The organism is Pseudomonas sp. Q1 (genome assembly GCF_009935975.1).
Classification (GTDB): domain Bacteria; phylum Pseudomonadota; class Gammaproteobacteria; order Pseudomonadales; family Pseudomonadaceae; genus Aquipseudomonas; species Aquipseudomonas palleroniana.
The window spans coordinates 46,850-64,302 of the sequence record NZ_QODI01000012.1; the positions used below are offsets into that span (position 1 = coordinate 46,850).

4 protein-coding genes are annotated in these 17,453 nt (G+C 63.5%); 2 read left to right on the forward strand and 2 right to left on the reverse strand.

Annotation, left to right across the window (positions count from 1 at the left end; all coding sequences use genetic code 11):
- Positions 1-2: 2 nt before the first annotated feature.
- On the forward strand, positions 3-11,840 hold the full coding sequence (locus DK870_RS19455; RefSeq protein ID WP_161549434.1) for a non-ribosomal peptide synthase/polyketide synthase: 11,838 nt from the start codon (positions 3-5) through the stop codon (positions 11,838-11,840).
- A gap of 293 nt (positions 11,841-12,133) precedes the next feature.
- On the opposite strand, the gene DK870_RS19460 is transcribed toward DK870_RS19455, so the two are convergent.
- Positions 12,134-14,575, reverse strand: coding sequence for a TonB-dependent siderophore receptor (locus DK870_RS19460; protein ID WP_090371669.1), 2,442 nt, complete (start codon positions 14,573-14,575; stop codon positions 12,134-12,136).
- A 110-nt stretch (positions 14,576-14,685) separates the two neighbouring features.
- Complete coding sequence (locus DK870_RS19465) at positions 14,686-16,338, reverse strand: cyclic peptide export ABC transporter (RefSeq protein WP_060755324.1); 1,653 nt, start codon at positions 16,336-16,338, stop codon at positions 14,686-14,688.
- 199 nt (positions 16,339-16,537) lie between these two features.
- Between DK870_RS19465 and DK870_RS19470 the strand changes: the two genes are divergently transcribed.
- Complete coding sequence (locus tag DK870_RS19470) at positions 16,538-17,365, forward strand: N(5)-hydroxyornithine transformylase PvdF (RefSeq protein WP_161549435.1); 828 nt, start codon at positions 16,538-16,540, stop codon at positions 17,363-17,365.
- The last annotated feature ends 88 nt before the right edge of the window (positions 17,366-17,453 follow it).

Genomic DNA, 17,453 nt, shown 5'->3' on the forward strand with positions numbered 1-17,453 from the left:
CCATGCTTTCCAACTCCAATATCGACCTGGTGTCGCGCTTTCTTCGCTTGCCTCTGGAGCAGCGCCAGCAGTTCTACCAGCGCTTGCAAAGCCGTGGCATGAGTTTCGCTCAACTGCCGATTGCCCCCACGCGGCACGATGCCGAAGTGCTGCCGTTGTCTTACGCCCAGGAGCGCCAGTGGTTTCTCTGGCAACTGGACCCAGAGAGCGCCACCTACCACATCCCCGGTGCCCTGCGTTTGCAGGGGCGCCTGGACTTGGCGGCACTGCAGCGCAGCTTCGACAGCCTGCTGGCCCGTCACGAAAGCCTGCGCACCCGATTGGTCGAGCAGGGCGAACAGGTGCTGCAAACGGTGCTGCCCGAGGCGCAGGTCGAGATCCATCAGGCGTGCATTGAAGAAGCGCAGTTGCTGGCCTTCGTGGAAGCGGAAGTCGCACGGCCGTTCGATCTGCACCAGGCGCCGCTGTTGCGGGTGACCCTGTTGCAGTTGGCTGAAGACGAACACGTGCTGGTGATGGTGCAGCATCATATCGTCTCAGATGGGTGGTCGATGCAGGTGATGGTCGAGGAGCTGGTGCAACTCTACGCGGCCTTCAGCCAGGGCACTGAGCGGCAATTGCCGGCGCTGCCGATCCAGTACGCCGACTACGCCCTGTGGCAACGCGGCTGGATGGAGGCGGGGGAGCGCGCGCGTCAATTGGAGTACTGGCAAACTCTGTTGGGCGGCGAACAACCGGTGCTGGAACTGCCCCTGGACCGCCCGCGCCCGGCCCAGCAAAGCCATCGCGGTGCGAGCCTGCAAGTGCACCTGCCTGCGGCGCTGGTCGCGGGCCTCAAACGCCTGGCGCAGCAAGAGGGCGTGACGCCGTTCATGTTGTTGCTGGCGTCGTTCCAGACCTTGCTCTATCGCTACAGCGGGCAGTCGGATATCCGTATCGGCGTGCCGATTGCCAACCGTAACCGCGTCGAGACCGAGCGGCTGATCGGTTTTTTCGTCAATACCCAAGTGCTCAAGGCCGACCTTGACGGGCAGATGACCTTCGCCGAGCTGCTGCAACAGACCAAACGCCGCGCCCTCGAAGCCCAGGCCCATCAGGACCTGCCATTCGAGCAACTGGTGGTGGCCTTGCAGCCGGAACGCAGCCTGAGCCATAACCCGTTGTTCCAGGTGATGTTCAACCATCAGACCGACGCCCAGGGCGGTCGCGACGGCCAGCAACTGCCGGGCCTGCACGTGGTGGAGCTGGACTGGGACAACCACACCACCCACTTCGACCTGAGCCTGGACACTCATGAGTCCGCCGAAGGGTTCTGGGCGGCGCTGACCTATGCCACCGACTTGTTCGATGCCGCGACGATCACGCGTCTGGCCGAACATTGGCAGAACCTGCTGGCGGCGATCGTCAGCACGCCTCACTGCCGTCTCGCGGAACTGGCCATGCTGAGCACCGCGCAAACCCACGCGCTGCTGCACGACTGGAATGCCCCGGCGACGGCCGCCGAACCCGAGGCGGTGCATCATCGGTTCGAGGTGCAGGCCCAGGCTCAACCCGAGCATCCGGCGCTGGTACTGGATGACCAGGTCATCAGCTATGGCGAATTGAACCGGCAGGCCAACCGTCTCGCGCACTACCTGATCGCCCAGGGCGTCGGCCCGGAAGTGTTGGTGGGCGTTGCCGTCGAGCGCTCCTTTGCGATGGTGGTCAGCCTGCTGGCGGTGCTCAAGGCCGGGGGGGCCTATGTGCCACTTGATCCGCAGTATCCCCGTGAACGCCTGGTGCACATGCTCGAAGACAGCGCCGCGCAACGGGTGCTCACCCAGTCCCACTTGCGCCCGCGTCTGCCGTTGCCGGCGGGGCTGGCGGCATTGGACCTTGACCGTGCCGACAGCGCATTGGCGCAGTACAGCGACGAGAATCCGCAACGGGCTTTTGAACCGCAGAGCCTGGCCTATGTGATCTACACCTCCGGCTCCACCGGCAGACCCAAGGGCGTTGCCATCAACCATGCCGCCTTGAGTGAGTTCGCCGGTATCGCGGCGCACTATTCACGGCTGGTCCCGAGTGACCGGGTGTTGCAGTTCGCGACCCTGAACTTCGATGGTTTCGTCGAGCAGCTGTACCCGGCGCTGACCCTGGGCGCCAGCGTGATCCTGCGCGGGCCGCAGCTGTGGGACGGCGCCGAGTTGTACCGGCAGATCATCGCCCAGGGCATTACCCTGGCCGACTTGCCGACCGCCTACTGGAAGCTGTTCCTGCACGATTGCCTGGCAGCCGGGCCACGCAGTTATGGGGCGTTGCGCCAGATCCATATCGGCGGCGAAGCCATGCCGCTGGATGGGCCGATGTTGTGGCAGCGGGCGGGGCTGGGCCATGTGCGCCTGCTCAACACCTACGGGCCGACCGAAGCCACGGTGGTGTCCAGCGTGCTCGATTGTACCGACCCTGCCAGCGTGGTCGGCGTCACGGCCAGCCCGATTGGCCGTGCACTGCCTGGGCGCGGCTTGTATGTGCTGGACGGAGACCTGAACCTGTTGCCGACCGGGGCCGTCGGCGAGTTGTATATCGCCAGCGCCAGCGGTTTGGCCCGCGCTTATTTGCAGCGCCCGGGCCTGACCGCCGAGCGCTTTGTCGCCGACCCGTTCGGCGCAGCCGGCGAGCGCCTGTATCGCAGTGGCGACCTGGCGCGTTATCGCGCCGACGGTGTGGTCGAGTACGTCGGGCGTGTCGACCACCAAGTGAAAATCCGCGGTTTCCGCATTGAACTGGGGGAGATCGAAGCCTTGCTGCTGGCCCAGGACAGCGTGCGCGAAGCGCTGTTGCTGGCGGCCGACAACCAATTGTTGGCCTACCTGGTGCCGACGCAGCCGTTGTCCGACGCCGAGCGCGTGGCGGCGGGCGAGCTATTGATGCAGACCCTGCGTGAGCATCTGCCGGACTACATGGTGCCCGCGCACCTGATCTTCCTCGACCGCATGCCCCTCAACCCCAACGGCAAGCTGGACCGCCAGGCGCTGCCCAAGCCGGACGGCAGCCCGCTGCAGCAGGCATGGCTGGCGCCGGTCAGCGCGTTGCAGCAGCAAGTCGCGGCAATCTGGGCGGATATCCTAGGTGTCGAGCGGGTCGGTTTGAACCAGCACTTCTTTGAACTGGGCGGGCATTCGCTGCTGGCAATGCAGGTGGTATCGCGTATTCGCCAGGCGCTGGGCCTGGAAGTGCCGCTCAAGGCGCTCTTTGAACACCCGCGCCTGGACGCTTTCGTGGCCGCGATGCAGGTCCAGGACAACAGCGCGCCAACGGCTCCGGCCTTATTGCCGGCCGGGCGCGAACAGCCGCTGCCGCTGTCGTACGCCCAGGAGCGCCAGTGGTTTCTCTGGCAGTTGGAGCCCCACAGCGCGGCCTATCACATCCCCAGCGCACTGCGTTTGCACGGGCAGTTGGACCATGCCGCGCTGCAACGCAGCTTTGACACGCTGCTGGCCCGTCACGAAAGCCTGCGTACCCATATCCGCCAGGAGCCTGCGGGCGCGGTGCAGGTGATCGAGCCGTTTGCGAGGTTGCCCATCACCCAGGTGGATATCGATGAAACCCAGCTCAAGGCGCGGGTCGAGGCAGAGATCGCCCAGCCGTTCGATCTGCAACAAGGCCTATTGTTGCGCGTGACCTTGTTGCGCCTTGCGGCGGACGAACATGTGTTGGTGCTGGTGCAGCATCACATCGTCTCCGATGGCTGGTCGATGCAGTTGATGGTCGAGGAGTTGGTGCAGTTGTATGCCGCTTACAGCCAGGGCCAGGACTTGCAGCTGCCGGCGTTGCCGATCCAGTACGCCGACTATGCCGTGTGGCAGCGCCAGTGGATGGATGCTGGCGAGAAGCAGCGTCAGTTGGCGTACTGGCGCGACGTGCTCGGCGGTGAGCAAAGCGTGCTGGAGTTGCCGTTCGACCACCCGCGCCCGGCGGTGCAAAGCCATCGCGGTGCGCGCCTGGCCATTGAGCTGGCACCGGCTTTGACGGTTGAGCTCAAGGCGTTGGCCCAGCAACAAGGCGTCACGCTGTTCATGCTGTTGCTGGCGTCGTTCCAGACCCTGTTGCACCGCTACAGTGGCCAGGAAGAGATTCGCGTCGGCGTACCGATCGCCAACCGCAACCGCAGCGAGACCGAACGCCTGATCGGTTTCTTCGTCAACACCCAGGTGCTCAAGGCCGATCTGCACGGCCAGATGAGTGTCGAGCAGTTGCTGCAACATACCCGCCAGCGGGCGCTGGAGGCTCAGTCGCATCAGGATTTGCCGTTCGAGCAACTGGTCGAAGCCCTGCAGCCGGAGCGCAGCCTGAGTCACAACCCGCTGTTCCAGGTGATGTTCAACCACCAGACCGATGTCGGCCAGGCGCAGGTGCAGCAGCAACTGCCACGCCTGCGGGTTGAAGGCCTGGAGTGGGAAAGCAAGACCGCCCACTTTGATCTGGACCTCGATATCCAGGAGTCTACCGAAGGTATCTGGGCGACCTTGGGGTACGCCCAGGACCTGTTCGAAGCCGCCACCGTGCAACGCATGGCCCGGCATTGGCAGAACCTGTTGCAAGGCATGGTCGCCAACCCTGCACAACCCCTGAGCCAACTGCCGTTGCTGGATGCTGCCGAGCAACAGCAAATTCTCGATCGTTGGAACTGCACCGATTCCGGCTTCTCGGCCGAGCGCCTGGTGCATCAGCTGTTCGCCGACCGCGCCCGGGAGAACCCCGACGCCGTCGCAGTGAAGTTCGATACGCAAACCCTGAGTTATGGCGAACTCGACCGCCAGGCCAACCGCCTGGCCCAGGCGCTGATCGCCCGTGGTGTTGGCCCGGAAGTGCGCGTGGCCATCGCCATGCCGCGCAGTGCCGAAATCATGGTGGCCTTCCTGGCGGTGCTCAAGGCCGGCGGCGTGTACGTGCCGCTGGATATCGAGTACCCGCGTGATCGCCTGCTGTACATGATGCAGGATAGCCGCTCCCAGCTGTTGCTGACCCATTCGGCGGTGCAGCAACGCTTGCCGATTCCCGAGGGTTTGCAAGCCCTGGCAATCGATGAGGTGTCGGTGTGGGCAGATTACAGCGACAGTGCGCCGCAAGTGACGCTATACGGCGACAACCTGGCCTACGTGATCTACACCTCCGGCTCCACCGGCCTGCCCAAGGGCGTGGCGGTGTCCCACGGGCCGTTGGTGGCGCACATCATCGCCACCGGTGAGCGCTATGAAACCGGGCCGACCGATTGCGAATTGCACTTCATGTCCTTCGCCTTCGACGGCTCCCACGAAGGCTGGATGCACCCGCTGATCAACGGCGCCAGCGTGCTGATCCGCGACGACAGCCTATGGCTGCCGGAATACACCTACGAGCAGATGCACCGTCACAAGGTGACCATGGCGGTGTTCCCGCCGGTGTACCTGCAACAGCTGGCCGAGCATGCCGAGCGTGACGGCAACCCGCCGGCCGTGCGTGTGTATTGCTTCGGCGGTGATGCTGTGGCCCAGGCGAGCTATGACCTGGCCTGGCGCGCACTGCGCCCGACCTACCTGTTCAACGGGTATGGGCCGACGGAAACCGTGGTCACGCCGCTGCTGTGGAAAGCCCGCCAGGGCGACCCATGCGGGGCGGTGTATGCGCCGATCGGCACGCTGCTGGGCAACCGCAGCGGCTACGTGCTCGATGCGCAGTTGAACCTGCAACCCATCGGTGTGGCCGGTGAGTTGTACCTGGGCGGCGAGGGCGTGGCGCGGGGTTACCTGGAGCGTCCGGCGTTGACCGCCGAGCGTTTTGTGCCGGACCCGTTCGGCAAGCCCGGTAGCCGCGTGTATCGCAGTGGCGACCTGACCCGTGGACGCCCGGACGGCGTGGTGGATTACCTGGGGCGTGTCGACCATCAGGTGAAGATCCGTGGTTTCCGCATCGAACTGGGTGAAATCGAAGCGCGCCTGCGCGAGCAGGACAGCGTGGGTGAAACCGTGGTGGTGGCCCAGGAAGGCCCGACCGGCAAGCAACTGGTGGCCTATGTGGTGCCCCTGGACCCAACCCTGCTGGACGACGCCGTGGCCCAGTCCAACGGCCGCGAAGCCCTGCGTCGCGCCTTGAAAACCCGCCTGCCGGACTACATGGTGCCCACGCATCTGCTGTTCCTCGAACGCATGCCGCTGACACCTAACGGCAAACTCGACCGCAAGGGCCTGCCGAAGCCGGATGTGAGCCAGTTGCAGCAGGTGTATGTGGCGCCCCAGAGCAAGCTGGAGCAGCAGATCGCCGCGATCTGGGCCGATGTGCTGCGTTTGCCGCAGGTGGGGCTGCACGACAACTTCTTCGAACTGGGCGGTGACTCGATCATTTCGATCCAGGTGGTCAGCCGCGCGCGCCAGGCCGGTGTGCGGTTCACGCCCAAGGACCTGTTCCAGCACCAGACCGTGCAGAGCCTGGCTGCCGTGGCCCGTGAAGGCGAGGGCGCGGTGCAGTTGGACCAGTCGGCGCAGACCGGCGCGTTGTTGCTGCTGCCGGTGCAGCAGGCGTTTTTTGCCGATGAAATCCCCCAGCGTCACCACTGGAACCAGTCGGTGGTGCTGCAGCCCCACCAGCCATTGCAGGCGTCGCTGCTGGTCGCGGCCTTACAAGCGCTGGTCGTGCACCACGATGCGTTGCGCACGGCATTCGTCGAGGGCGCGGCGGGCTGGAACGCGACGTATCGCGAGCCGCAGCTGCATCAGGCGGACCAGCTGTTGTGGCAGACGTCGCTGAATCAGGTCGAGGAGCTCGACGCCCTGGGCGACGAAGCCCAGCGCAGCCTTGATCTGGCGACCGGCCCCTTGCTGCGTGCGGTGCTGGCGCAATTGCCCGACGGCTCCCAGCGTTTGCTGCTGGTGATCCACCATTTGGTGGTGGACGGCGTGTCCTGGCGCATCCTGCTGGAAGACCTGCAACGCGCCTATCAGCAGCTCGCCCAAGGTGCCCCAGTGGTCTTGCCGGCCAAGACCAGCGCCACCCGCGCCTGGGCCGAACGCCTACAAACCTATGCGCGCAGCGCGGCGCTGGAGCAGGAGCTGGGCTGGTGGCAAACGCAGTTGCAGGGCAGCCCTACCGATTTGCCGGTGGCCGACCCGCACGCCAGCTTGAGCAACCGCCTGGCCCTGAGCGTGAGCACCCAACTGGACGCGAGCGATACCCGTCGTTTGTTGCAAGACGCACCGAGTGCCTACCGTACCCAGATCAACGACCTGCTGCTGACGGCCCTGGCCCGAGTCATCGTGCGCTGGACGGGTGAGGCGTCGATGTTGATCCGCCTGGAGGGCCATGGGCGCGAAGACCTGTTCGACGAGATCGACCTGACCCGTACGGTCGGTTGGTTCACCAGCCTCTATCCGCTGCAACTGGTGCCGGCGGACTCCCTGGCCGCGTCCCTCAAACAGATCAAGGAGCAACTGCGCGCGGTGCCCGACAAGGGCCTGGGGTTCGGCGCGCTGCGCTACCTGGGCAATCCCGAGGCACAACAGGCGCTGGCCGCCTTGCCGCGTCCACGCATTACCTTCAACTACCTGGGGCAGTTCGACGCCAGTTTCGACAGCGGCGAGCAAGAGGGGCTGTTCGCGCCCTCCGGTGACGCCAGCGGTGCCGAGCAAAGCCCCGATGCACCCCTGGGCAACTGGCTGGAGATCAACGGCCAGGTCTACGGCGGCGAGCTGAAGTTGAACTGGAGTTTCAGCCAGGCCATGTTTGACGAAGCCACCGTGCAGCAGCTGGCCGACGATTACGCCGCGCAACTGAAGGCGCTGATTGATCACTGCTGTGAGCCGGCCAGCCAGGGCGTGACGCCGTCGGACTTCTCCTTGGCGCGGTTGTCGCAAGCGCAACTGGATGCCTTGCCGCTGAATGTCGGTGAGGTCGAAGACCTGTATCCGCTGTCGCCCATGCAGCAAGGCATGTTGTTCCAATCGTTGTATGGCGCAGGGTCTGGGGATTACATCAACCAGATGCGTATCGATGTGCAGGGCCTGGACGTCCCGCGTTTTCGCCAGGCGTGGCAGGCGGCGGTCGACCGTCACGAGATCCTGCGCAGTGGTTTCCTCTGGCAGACCGAGCTTGAGCAACCCTTGCAGGTGGTCTACAAACAGGCCCGCCTGCCGTTTACCGAACTCGATTGGCGCGAGCGGGCAGACCGCGCCCAGGCGCTGGATGACAGGGCGCAGGCCGCCAGGACCCAGGGTTTTGTGCTGGAGCAGGCGCCGTTGTTGAGCTTGTCGGTGGTGCGTACCGCAGCGTCGAGTTATCACCTGATCTACACCAACCACCATATGCTGATGGACGGCTGGAGCGGTTCGCAGCTGTTCGGCGAAGTGTTGCAGCAGTACGCCGGTGAAGCGTTGCCGGCGCCGACCGGGCGTTACCGCGACTACATCGCCTGGTTGCAGGCGCAGGACAAGGCGGTCAGCGAAGCGTTCTGGAAAGACCAGCTGGCAAACCTGCGTGAGCCAACCCGCCTGGCCCGTGAGGTGCGCGACGCGCAACCTGGGGCCAACGGCGAGTACCGCCTGAGCCTGGATGCCGCGCAAACCGAACAGCTGAAAACCTTCGCCCAGCGCAACAAAGTGACGCTCAATACCTTGGTGCAAGGCGCTTGGCTATTGCTGCTGCAGCATCACACCGGGCAGGCCACGGTCGCCTTCGGTGCCACCGTGGCCGGGCGCCCGGCGGAACTGCGCGGCATCGAGCAGCAAGTCGGCTTGTTCATCAACACCCTGCCGGTGGTGGCGACGCCGGATGTGCAATGGACGGTCAGCCAGTGGCTGCAACAGGTGCAGGCACAGAACGTGCGCTTGCGTGAGCAGGAGCACACGCCGTTGTTCGACATCCAGCGCTGGGCCGGGTTGGGCGGCGAGGCGTTGTTCGACAGCATCCTGGTGTTCGAAAACTACCCGGTGTCCGAGGCGCTGGAGCAGAGCGCGCCGTCGGGGCTGAGCTTTGGTGCGGTACACAGCCTGGAGCAGACCCACTATCCGTTGACCGTGCTGCTGGAGATTGGCGAGACCTTGGGCCTGGAGTTCAATTACAACCGCCAGTGCTTCAGCGCACCGCACATTCAACGCCTGGCCGAGCACTTCCAGCAATTGCTGCAAGCACTGGCCGGCGATGCCTCGCAGCGCCTTGGTGCATTGCCTTCACTGGCCCGCGACGAGCGCGAGCAGGTGCTGCTGGGGTGGAACGCCACGGCCGAGAGTTATCCGCTGGATCAGGCGGTGCATCAATGGATCGAGGCACAGGTGGTGCGTACGCCGCAGGCGCCGGCCGTGGTGTTTGGCGGGCAGTGCCTGAGCTACGCCGAGTTGAATGCGCGGGCCAACCGCCTGGCCCATCGCTTGATCGCAGAGGGTGTCGGGCCGGACGTGCTGGTCGGGCTGGCGCTGGAGCGTTCGCTGGAAATGGTGGTGGGCCTGTTGGCGGTGCTCAAGGCCGGCGGCGCCTACGTCCCGCTGGACCCGGAATACCCGCGTGACCGGCTGGCCTACATGCTCGAAGACAGCGGCGTTGCCTTGTTGTTGACCCAGGGTCATCTGCTGGCGCAACTGCCGATCCCCCAGGGCGTACAACACCTGGTGCTGGAGCCGGGTGATGCCTGGCTGGCGGACTATGCCGAGCACAACCCAGGCATTGCGGTTGATGGCGAAAACCTTGCCTATGTTATCTACACCTCCGGCTCCACCGGCCAACCCAAGGGCGCCGGCAATCGCCACAACGCCCTGACCAACCGGTTGTGCTGGATGCAGCAAGCCTATGGCCTGGATGCCAGTGACAGTGTGCTGCAGAAAACCCCGTTCAGCTTCGACGTGTCGGTGTGGGAGTTCTTCTGGCCGTTGATGACCGGCGCGCGCCTGGTCGTGGCAGCGCCGGGAGATCATCGTGACCCGGCCCGGCTGGTCAAGTTGATCAACGCCGAGACCATCACCACGCTGCACTTCGTGCCGTCGATGTTGCAGGCATTCCTGCAGGACGCGGCGGTTACCTCGTGCCATAGCCTGCAACGCATTGTGTGCAGTGGTGAAGCCTTGCCTGCGGATGCCCAGCAGCAAGTGTTTGCCAAGCTGCCGGATGCAGCGTTGTACAACCTGTATGGCCCCACCGAAGCGGCTATCGACGTGACCCACTGGACCTGTGTGGAGGAGGGTCGCGATGCCGTCCCGATTGGTCGACCGATCGCCAACCTCGCTTGCTACGTGCTGGACGGCAACCTGGAGCCGGCGCCGGTGGGCGTGTTGGGCGAGTTGTACCTGGGCGGCAGGGGCCTGGCGCGGGGTTATCACCGCCGTCCGGGATTGACCGCCGAGCGCTTTGTGACTGACCCGTTCGGCAGCGGCGAGCGGCTGTATCGCACCGGTGACCTGGCGCGTTATCGCGACGACGGCGTGATCGAATACGCCGGGCGCATCGACCACCAGGTGAAGCTGCGCGGCTTGCGTATCGAGCTGGGTGAGATCGAGGCGCGCCTGCTGGAGCACGTGAGTATTCGTGAAGCGGCGGTACTGGCGGTGGATGCGGCTTACCTGGTGGGTTATGTGGTGCTGCAACAGCCAGAGGACGACTGGAGGGGCGCGGTCATGGCCCATCTGGGCGCGCAGTTGCCGGACTACATGGTGCCGGCGCAGTGGGTGGTCCTGAGCCAGATGCCGTTGAGTCCCAACGGCAAGCTGGATCGCAAGGCCTTGCCCAAGCCCCAGGCCCAGGGCGCCGAGCGCTATCAGGCGCCCCAGACCGAGCTGGAGCAGCAGGTGGCGGCGATCTGGAGCGACGTGCTGGGTGTGGAGCGGGTAGGGCTGAACGACAACTTCTTCGAGCTGGGCGGCCATTCGTTATTGGTGCTGATGCTCAAGGAGCGGATCCGCAAGCTCAGCGAGGTCGATTTGTCCATCAGCCAACTGATGCTCAACCCGACCGTGCGCGGCCAGGTCAACTGCTTGCAGGGCGACACGCGTCGCTCGCTGATCGTCAAGCTCAACAGCCAGACGCAAGGCACACCGCTGTTCATGTTCCACCCAAGCTTCGGCTCGGTGCATTGCTACACCGCGATTGCCCTGGCACTCAGGGAGCAGCGTCCGGTATTTGGGGTGATCTGCCGTGCACTGGCCGAAGGCGGTACGCCGGTGCCGCCGTGGCAGGCGATGGTCGAGGATTACACGGCGCAACTGTTGGCGGCGCAGCCCCAGGGCGCCTTCCGCCTGGCAGGCTGGTCGCTGGGTGGCAACCTGGCGATGGAAGTCGCCTATGGCCTGGAGCAGGCCGGGCGCGAGGTTGAGTTTGTCGGCTGGATCGACTCGGCACCGCCGCAATGGCTCAAGCCGTATTGGGATGCGGTGGTAACCCAGGATGATCGCGAGGTCTCGGCCAACGAGCGACGTGCGGCCTTGCTCGGGGTGATGTTCCCGGCCTTTGCCGAACAGATCCAGGACGCCTGGCAGGCGTGTCAGCGCGAGGCCGAGGACCAGCAGTGGTCGGTGTTCGTCGCCTGGGCCGAACAGACCCTGGGCGAAGCCTTCACGGCGATCAAGGAGGAGTTGCTGCGTGGCAATGAGGCGCAGATCTCCTGGGAGGTTGACCGGGCCTTGAGCGAACGCATGACGGCATCCGACTTCAAGCCGATCAAGGCCCCCGTGAGTTGCTGGTGGGCGTCCATGAGCCGGGCAGGGCGCTTCAAGGACCTGATCGAGCAGAACATGGCGACGGTGATCGGTCAGGGGCGCATCGAGCGTTCGGTGATGATCGATACCGACCATGACGGCATCATCGACAGCGCCGCGTTCATCAGCAGCCTGGTGGCCGCCATGTAGCGAGCGGGCTCGCCCTAATGCCAGTCGGTTAAGGCTTAACGCGGTCACGGTGGGAGGGGGCTTGCTCCCGATGGCGGTGTGTCAGTCACGGTTTCTGAACCTGGCACACCGCCATCGGGAGCAAGCCCCCTCCCACAGGTTGTCCATCGTTCGTTCTATCGCTTAACTGATTGGCAGTAGGGCCAGCCCGCACAAGGTTCGGTCGCAAGGGGGCAGGTATAAAAAAACGCCCGATGAAAGCAGGGCTCTCATCGGGCGTTTGTTCGACCACGCAGGGTGGTCAAGGGCTTACATCAGAAGTCCCAGCGGGTGCTGACCATCACGTTGCGCGGCTCACCGTAGGCGGCCGAGTTATAGAAGCCCACGTTGGTGTAGTAGGACTTGTCGAAGATGTTGTTGAAGTTGACGGTTGCCGACAGGTTCTTGGTGACTTGGTAGCGGGTCATCAGGTCCACCAGCCAGTAGGATTCCTGGGTAATGTCCTGGTTCTGGTTGAGGGGTTGGTTCCAGACCTCTTGCCAGCCCTTGGTCTGCCAGCGCACGCCACCACCGATGGTGAACTTGTCCAGGTCACCCTTGAGCTTGTAGGTGGTGTTCAGGTTGACCTGGTGCTCGGGTTCGAAGGTGGAGATTTTCTTGCCGTCGTCGTCACGCACGATCTTGTGGGTGTAGCCGCCCTGGACTTGCCAGCCCGGGCTCAGCTCACCGGAAATCTCTGCCTCATAACCCTTGGTGACCGCCTTGGAGCTCTTGAACGCGTAGTTGTTCGGGGTTGGCGTCTGGTTGTTGTAGGCGTCGTCCGAGATCGGCCGGTTGGTCTCGTGCACTTCGAAGTAGGCGATGCTGGTGTTCAGGCGGCCGTCGAAGAACTCACCCTTGAGGCCCAGCTCGTAGTTTTGCCCTTCGTCCGGGTCCAGCAGTTTGCTGTCGCGGTCCTTATAGGTGCTTTCCTGGGGCTGGAAAATATCGGTGTAGCTGGCGTACGCGGAGAAGTTGTCGTTGAGGTCGTAGATCACCCCGGCGTAAGGGATGAACCGCCCGGTTTCCTTGTACGAAGGGTTGTTGCCGGTGACATGGTAGTTGGCCACGCGCCCGCCGAGGATCACGTTCAGGTCATCGATCACGTTCAAGCGTGTGGTCACGTAGTAGCCGTTCTGGCGGATAGTGTCGTCGATGTACTGCTGCACCGGCCCGTAGATTGGCCTGCCGAGCTTGCCGTTCCAGTTGTAGAAATCGACTTTGTTGCCCTGCGGCCATTCCGGCGACCAGTAACCTTTGCCTTGCCAGCGCGAAGTACCGATCGAGCCGCCCACCACCAATTCATGTTCACGACCAAAGAGGCTGAACGGCCCGGTGGCATAAAGATCGGCCGAGGTGCTTTTGGTTTCACCCGTGTATTTCTGTCCGTTGATCTCGGCGGTGCCATCGGCGGCCGGCTGGACGAACTGAATCGATGCAAGGTCAGCGTGGTAGCCGTTGATCTTGTGGTCCAGTTGCAGTTTGGTCACCCAGCCGTCACCCAGGTCATGCTCGAGCATGGCGAAGGCGGTACGGGTGTTCTGCTCCCATGAACTCCAGGTGGTGCCGTTGTTGTAGGAGCGCGGCATCTTGTTGATGCTGCCGTTGGAGTTGACCAGCGGGAACGCGCCGGACCAGCTGGAACCTTTCGGAATGTTGTCCTGGTAGTCGAAGCCGACGGTCAGCATGGTGTCCGGGGACAGGTCGAATTCGGTGATGCCGTAGTAGGTTTCGGTCTTGCGCGAGTAGTGGTCCATGAAGGACTTCTTGTCCTGGTACGCCGCCACCGCCCGGCCACGCACGTTGCCGCTCTCGGTCAAGGGGCCGCTGACATCGACTTCACTGCGATAGTTGTCCCACGAGCCTGCACCCACGGTCACATGGCCCTTGAAGTCGGCGGTGGGCTTCTTGCGGATCAGGTTGATGGTCGCACCCAGGGAGCCTGCGCCGTTGAGCAGGCCGGTGGCGCCCTTGAGGATTTCGATACGGTCATAGATCGCCATGTCGCTCAGGGTATTGCCCGCCGAGTAGCCGACGTTGCGCACGCTGGACGGAATGCCGTCGTACTGGAAACTGTTGACCGAGAAACCCCGGGAGTAGTAGTTGGTACGGTCGGTGTCATAGGCCGACACGGTGATGCCCGGGGTGTGGCGCATCACGTCATCGACGTTGTTGAGGCCGAAGTCTTCGATGTGCTGGCGGGTGACCACGGTGATCGACTGTGGAGTCTGGCGTGGTGTGAGGGTCAGGCGCGTCGCGGTGGCGATGGTGCCTGGGGTGTAGGAGCCGGAGCCCTCGGTAATATTGCCTAGCACGTTACCGTTGACCTGGGTGGGGCTCAGCTCCAGGGCGGTGGTGTCGCCGGCAGCAGCAACGGTCAACGCATTGCCGTTGAGGCTGTGGGTGGTCGATGTGCCCGCCAGCAACTGGTCGATGGCTTGCTGCGGCGCCATCTTGCCCTTGACCGCACGGCTGTTTTTGCCCTGCACATCGCTGGGGCTGTACAACACCTGCACGTTGGCCTGGCGCCCGAATTCCTGCAGTGCGCTCCCCAGCGCCTGGGCAGGAATATTCAACTCGATCTCCTGAGCCTGCACATAGCCTGCGATCGGCAACGATACTGCCAGGGCCAAGGCGCTTGGAAGAAGGTTGATGTTCAGGGCCCGGCGCATGGTTAACGCCTTGCTCAGTGGGCTGAGGCCGAGTCGTGCTGGCATGGATGCTTTCTCTTCTAGGTTTTAAGTGGGCAAATTCTAGGTGTTAATTGAGGCTGGTTCTCATTACCACTAGTGAGACGTTCCTACCTCAGAAAACCGGAAAACAAAATTCACGCCGGTTCCAGCGCGTGCACCACCTGGCCGGCACGCAAGCGCACCAACTGGTCGGCGATATCGAAATAACGGTCGTCGTGGCTGATCACAATGATGGTTTTACCCAGGCGCTTGAGGTCCGGCAGCAGCTCGGTGTAGAAGATCCGGCGGAACGCCGGGTCCTGGTCGGCGGCCCATTCGTCGAACACCAGCACCGGGCGCTCCTCCAGCCAGGCGTTGACCAGGGCCAGGCGCTTGCGCTGGCCGGTGGACAGGTCGGTGGTGCTGAACACGCCATCCTTGACGCTGACCTTGTGCGCGATTTCCAGGCGCTCCAGGTATTTGGCGGCACTGTCCAGCGACTGCGTGGCGCTGCCCTGCACCAGGTCATCGAACAGGTAATAGTCGGAGAAGATCGTGGTGAACAGCTGGCGATAATCGTCGCGCTCGGGGTCGGTCACGGTCTCGTCATTGAGGCGGATTTCGCCCGACTGCGGGGTGTACAAACCCAGCAGCAGTTTGATCAGGGTGGTCTTGCCGCTGCCGTTTTCGCCGACGATAAACACGATATCGCCTTGCTTGATGCTCAGGTTGATCGGCCCCAGGTGGAACGGCGCGCTACCCTCGACCGCCGGCGGGCTGTAGCTCACATTGCGCAGTTCCAGGCTGTTGACCATCGGTTTGGGCGCCTCGCTGTCATCCATCAGCAGGTGCGGCTCGGGCGAGGAGAAACGCTCGGACAATTCACTGATACGGCCAAAGGCAATCTTCGCCTTGCCCACCACCGGCAGGTAACCCAGCAGATGTTCCAGGGGGCCTTTCATGTACAGCAGCACCAACACGAAACCGGTGATCACCGTGGGGTCCGGGTTGGGGTTGTATGCCTGCATCGCCAGGGCCAGGCCGATGACCACGAAGAACAGCATCGAGCCGAAGGTCTTGGCCAGGATGTAGATGTTGACTGAGCGCACCTGGATGTCGCTGATGCGGTCGGCGGTTTCCTGGATGCGGTGGGTGTTCATGCGAAAACGCCGTGGGCGGTGCATGCGCAGCTCCTTGGCGCCGGAGGCAATCGCGTTGTAGTAACGCTGCAATTCATCCTCATGGCTGCGCGCCAGGTCGAAACCCTGGATGCCTTTGCCGCCGGCGATGAACTGCACGGCGCTGCCGATGATGATCGCCACCACCATCATCAGGAACATCGGCACCGACAAGTAGGCCAGGTAGCCCAGGCAACCGAGGGTGACCGTGGCGGCGATGGCCAGCGGGGTGAATGCAAAGGAAAAGTCGCTGATGGTGTCGACATCGTGGGTCAGCACTGGGATCAGCCGGTGGGAACGGTAGCGTTCGATCTGCCCGATGGGCGCCGACAGCACCTTCTCACCGAGGTCTTTGCGCAGGGCGGCAATGATGCGCTGCCCGACGTAGTTGGTGCCGATGTCCGAGATGATCGAACTGACCAGCGCCACCACACACAGCGCTGCAAAGGTCAGCACCACGCCCTGGGTCATGCCGTTGGCCGAGTGCAGGGCATTGTTGATGGTGGCCAGCAGCAGGGTAATGGCCAGGCCGCCCGCCATGCCGAGGGCGACGGAGACCGTCACGATCATACGAAAGGGCCTGAGCAGGGCGAGCAGGCCATTGAAGGCGCCGCGTTTGGGGTCGGTCATAAATACATCCCGGAGAGTGAAAAGAGGGGCTGGGCACACAGACCCTTACCCCTGACAAACGAAGCGTCGGCGCAAGGATTTAGCTCGGCGCGCCGGGCGGCGGCCACGCCGGATAAATTGCCGCGACGCTGGTTCGTTCTTGTGCTGTAGGCGCACGTGTATCCACGCGCTGCGCAGTCCCCTCAGCGAGAGCGAAACAATGACGAAAAAGAACCTGGTGTATGTGTGGTCCCTGAGAAATGCCGCCGCCGACAAGGCCGGGCAGCCGGTGGCCTACAAGGATCACGAGCGCTACATGAAGTCTGTGCTGGAATTTCTGGTGGGATCCCTCAATGACACGCCGCTGGGCCAGCGCTACAACCTGGTGGGCGTGGTGTATGACGATGACGAGCAGAACCCACGGGACCAGCAACTGGTCAGCGACTATGGCTTTGCCTACCAGCCTGGCCGCCAGTGGCTGTACCCGGCGGACTTGCGGGTGCAGGGCACGCTGGTCAACGACCTGCTGCTGAGTGTGCCGTCCACCTACCGTCGCTTGCCGCGTGGCAGCGCGGAACATATCGCCGGCAAGCAGGATTTCGAGCGTCGCCTGCACGACACGCTGGTGGAGTTGAAGGCCGATATCGTGGTGCTGGACGGTTTGCTGGTGATCCTCGATGAGCTGGTACGCCCCGGCGCGCCGTTTGCCCGACGCATCATGAATATCCACCCCGGCATTACCCGCCTCGAGTCGCCTTATGAGCGCCGTGGCGCCTATGCCACCTGGAATGCGTTGTACGGCGCGCGTGGCCAGGCGGTGGTGGACTGGGCGACCAAAGAGACCAGGCCTTGCGAACCGCTATACCTGACCGGTGCGTCGTTCCACTACGTGGACAACGGCATCGACTCCGGTGAAGTCTTCCACGACGTGCTCAACACCGAGATATCGCCGCAGGACACCATCCTCGAACTGCGCTGGAACAACTTCAACAACAGCTTGTTCCCGGCGTTGCATGAAGGGCTGGAGCGGTTGGCGCAGCAGGGCTGAACTTGCATGTGATCCAAGTGTGGGAGGGGGCTTGCCCTAATGCCAGTCAGTTAAGCGATAGAGCGGACGATGGATAACTTGTGGGAGG

Coding starts and splice junctions, on each gene's coding strand:
- DK870_RS19470 (WP_161549435.1), top strand. CDS start 16,538: ATGACGAAAAAGAACCTGGTGTATGTGTGGTCCCTGAGAAATGCCGCC.
- DK870_RS19460 (WP_090371669.1), bottom strand. CDS start 14,575: ATGCCAGCACGACTCGGCCTCAGCCCACTGAGCAAGGCGTTAACCATG.
- DK870_RS19455 (WP_161549434.1), top strand. CDS start 3: ATGCTTTCCAACTCCAATATCGACCTGGTGTCGCGCTTTCTTCGCTTG.
- DK870_RS19465 (WP_060755324.1), bottom strand. CDS start 16,338: ATGACCGACCCCAAACGCGGCGCCTTCAATGGCCTGCTCGCCCTGCTC.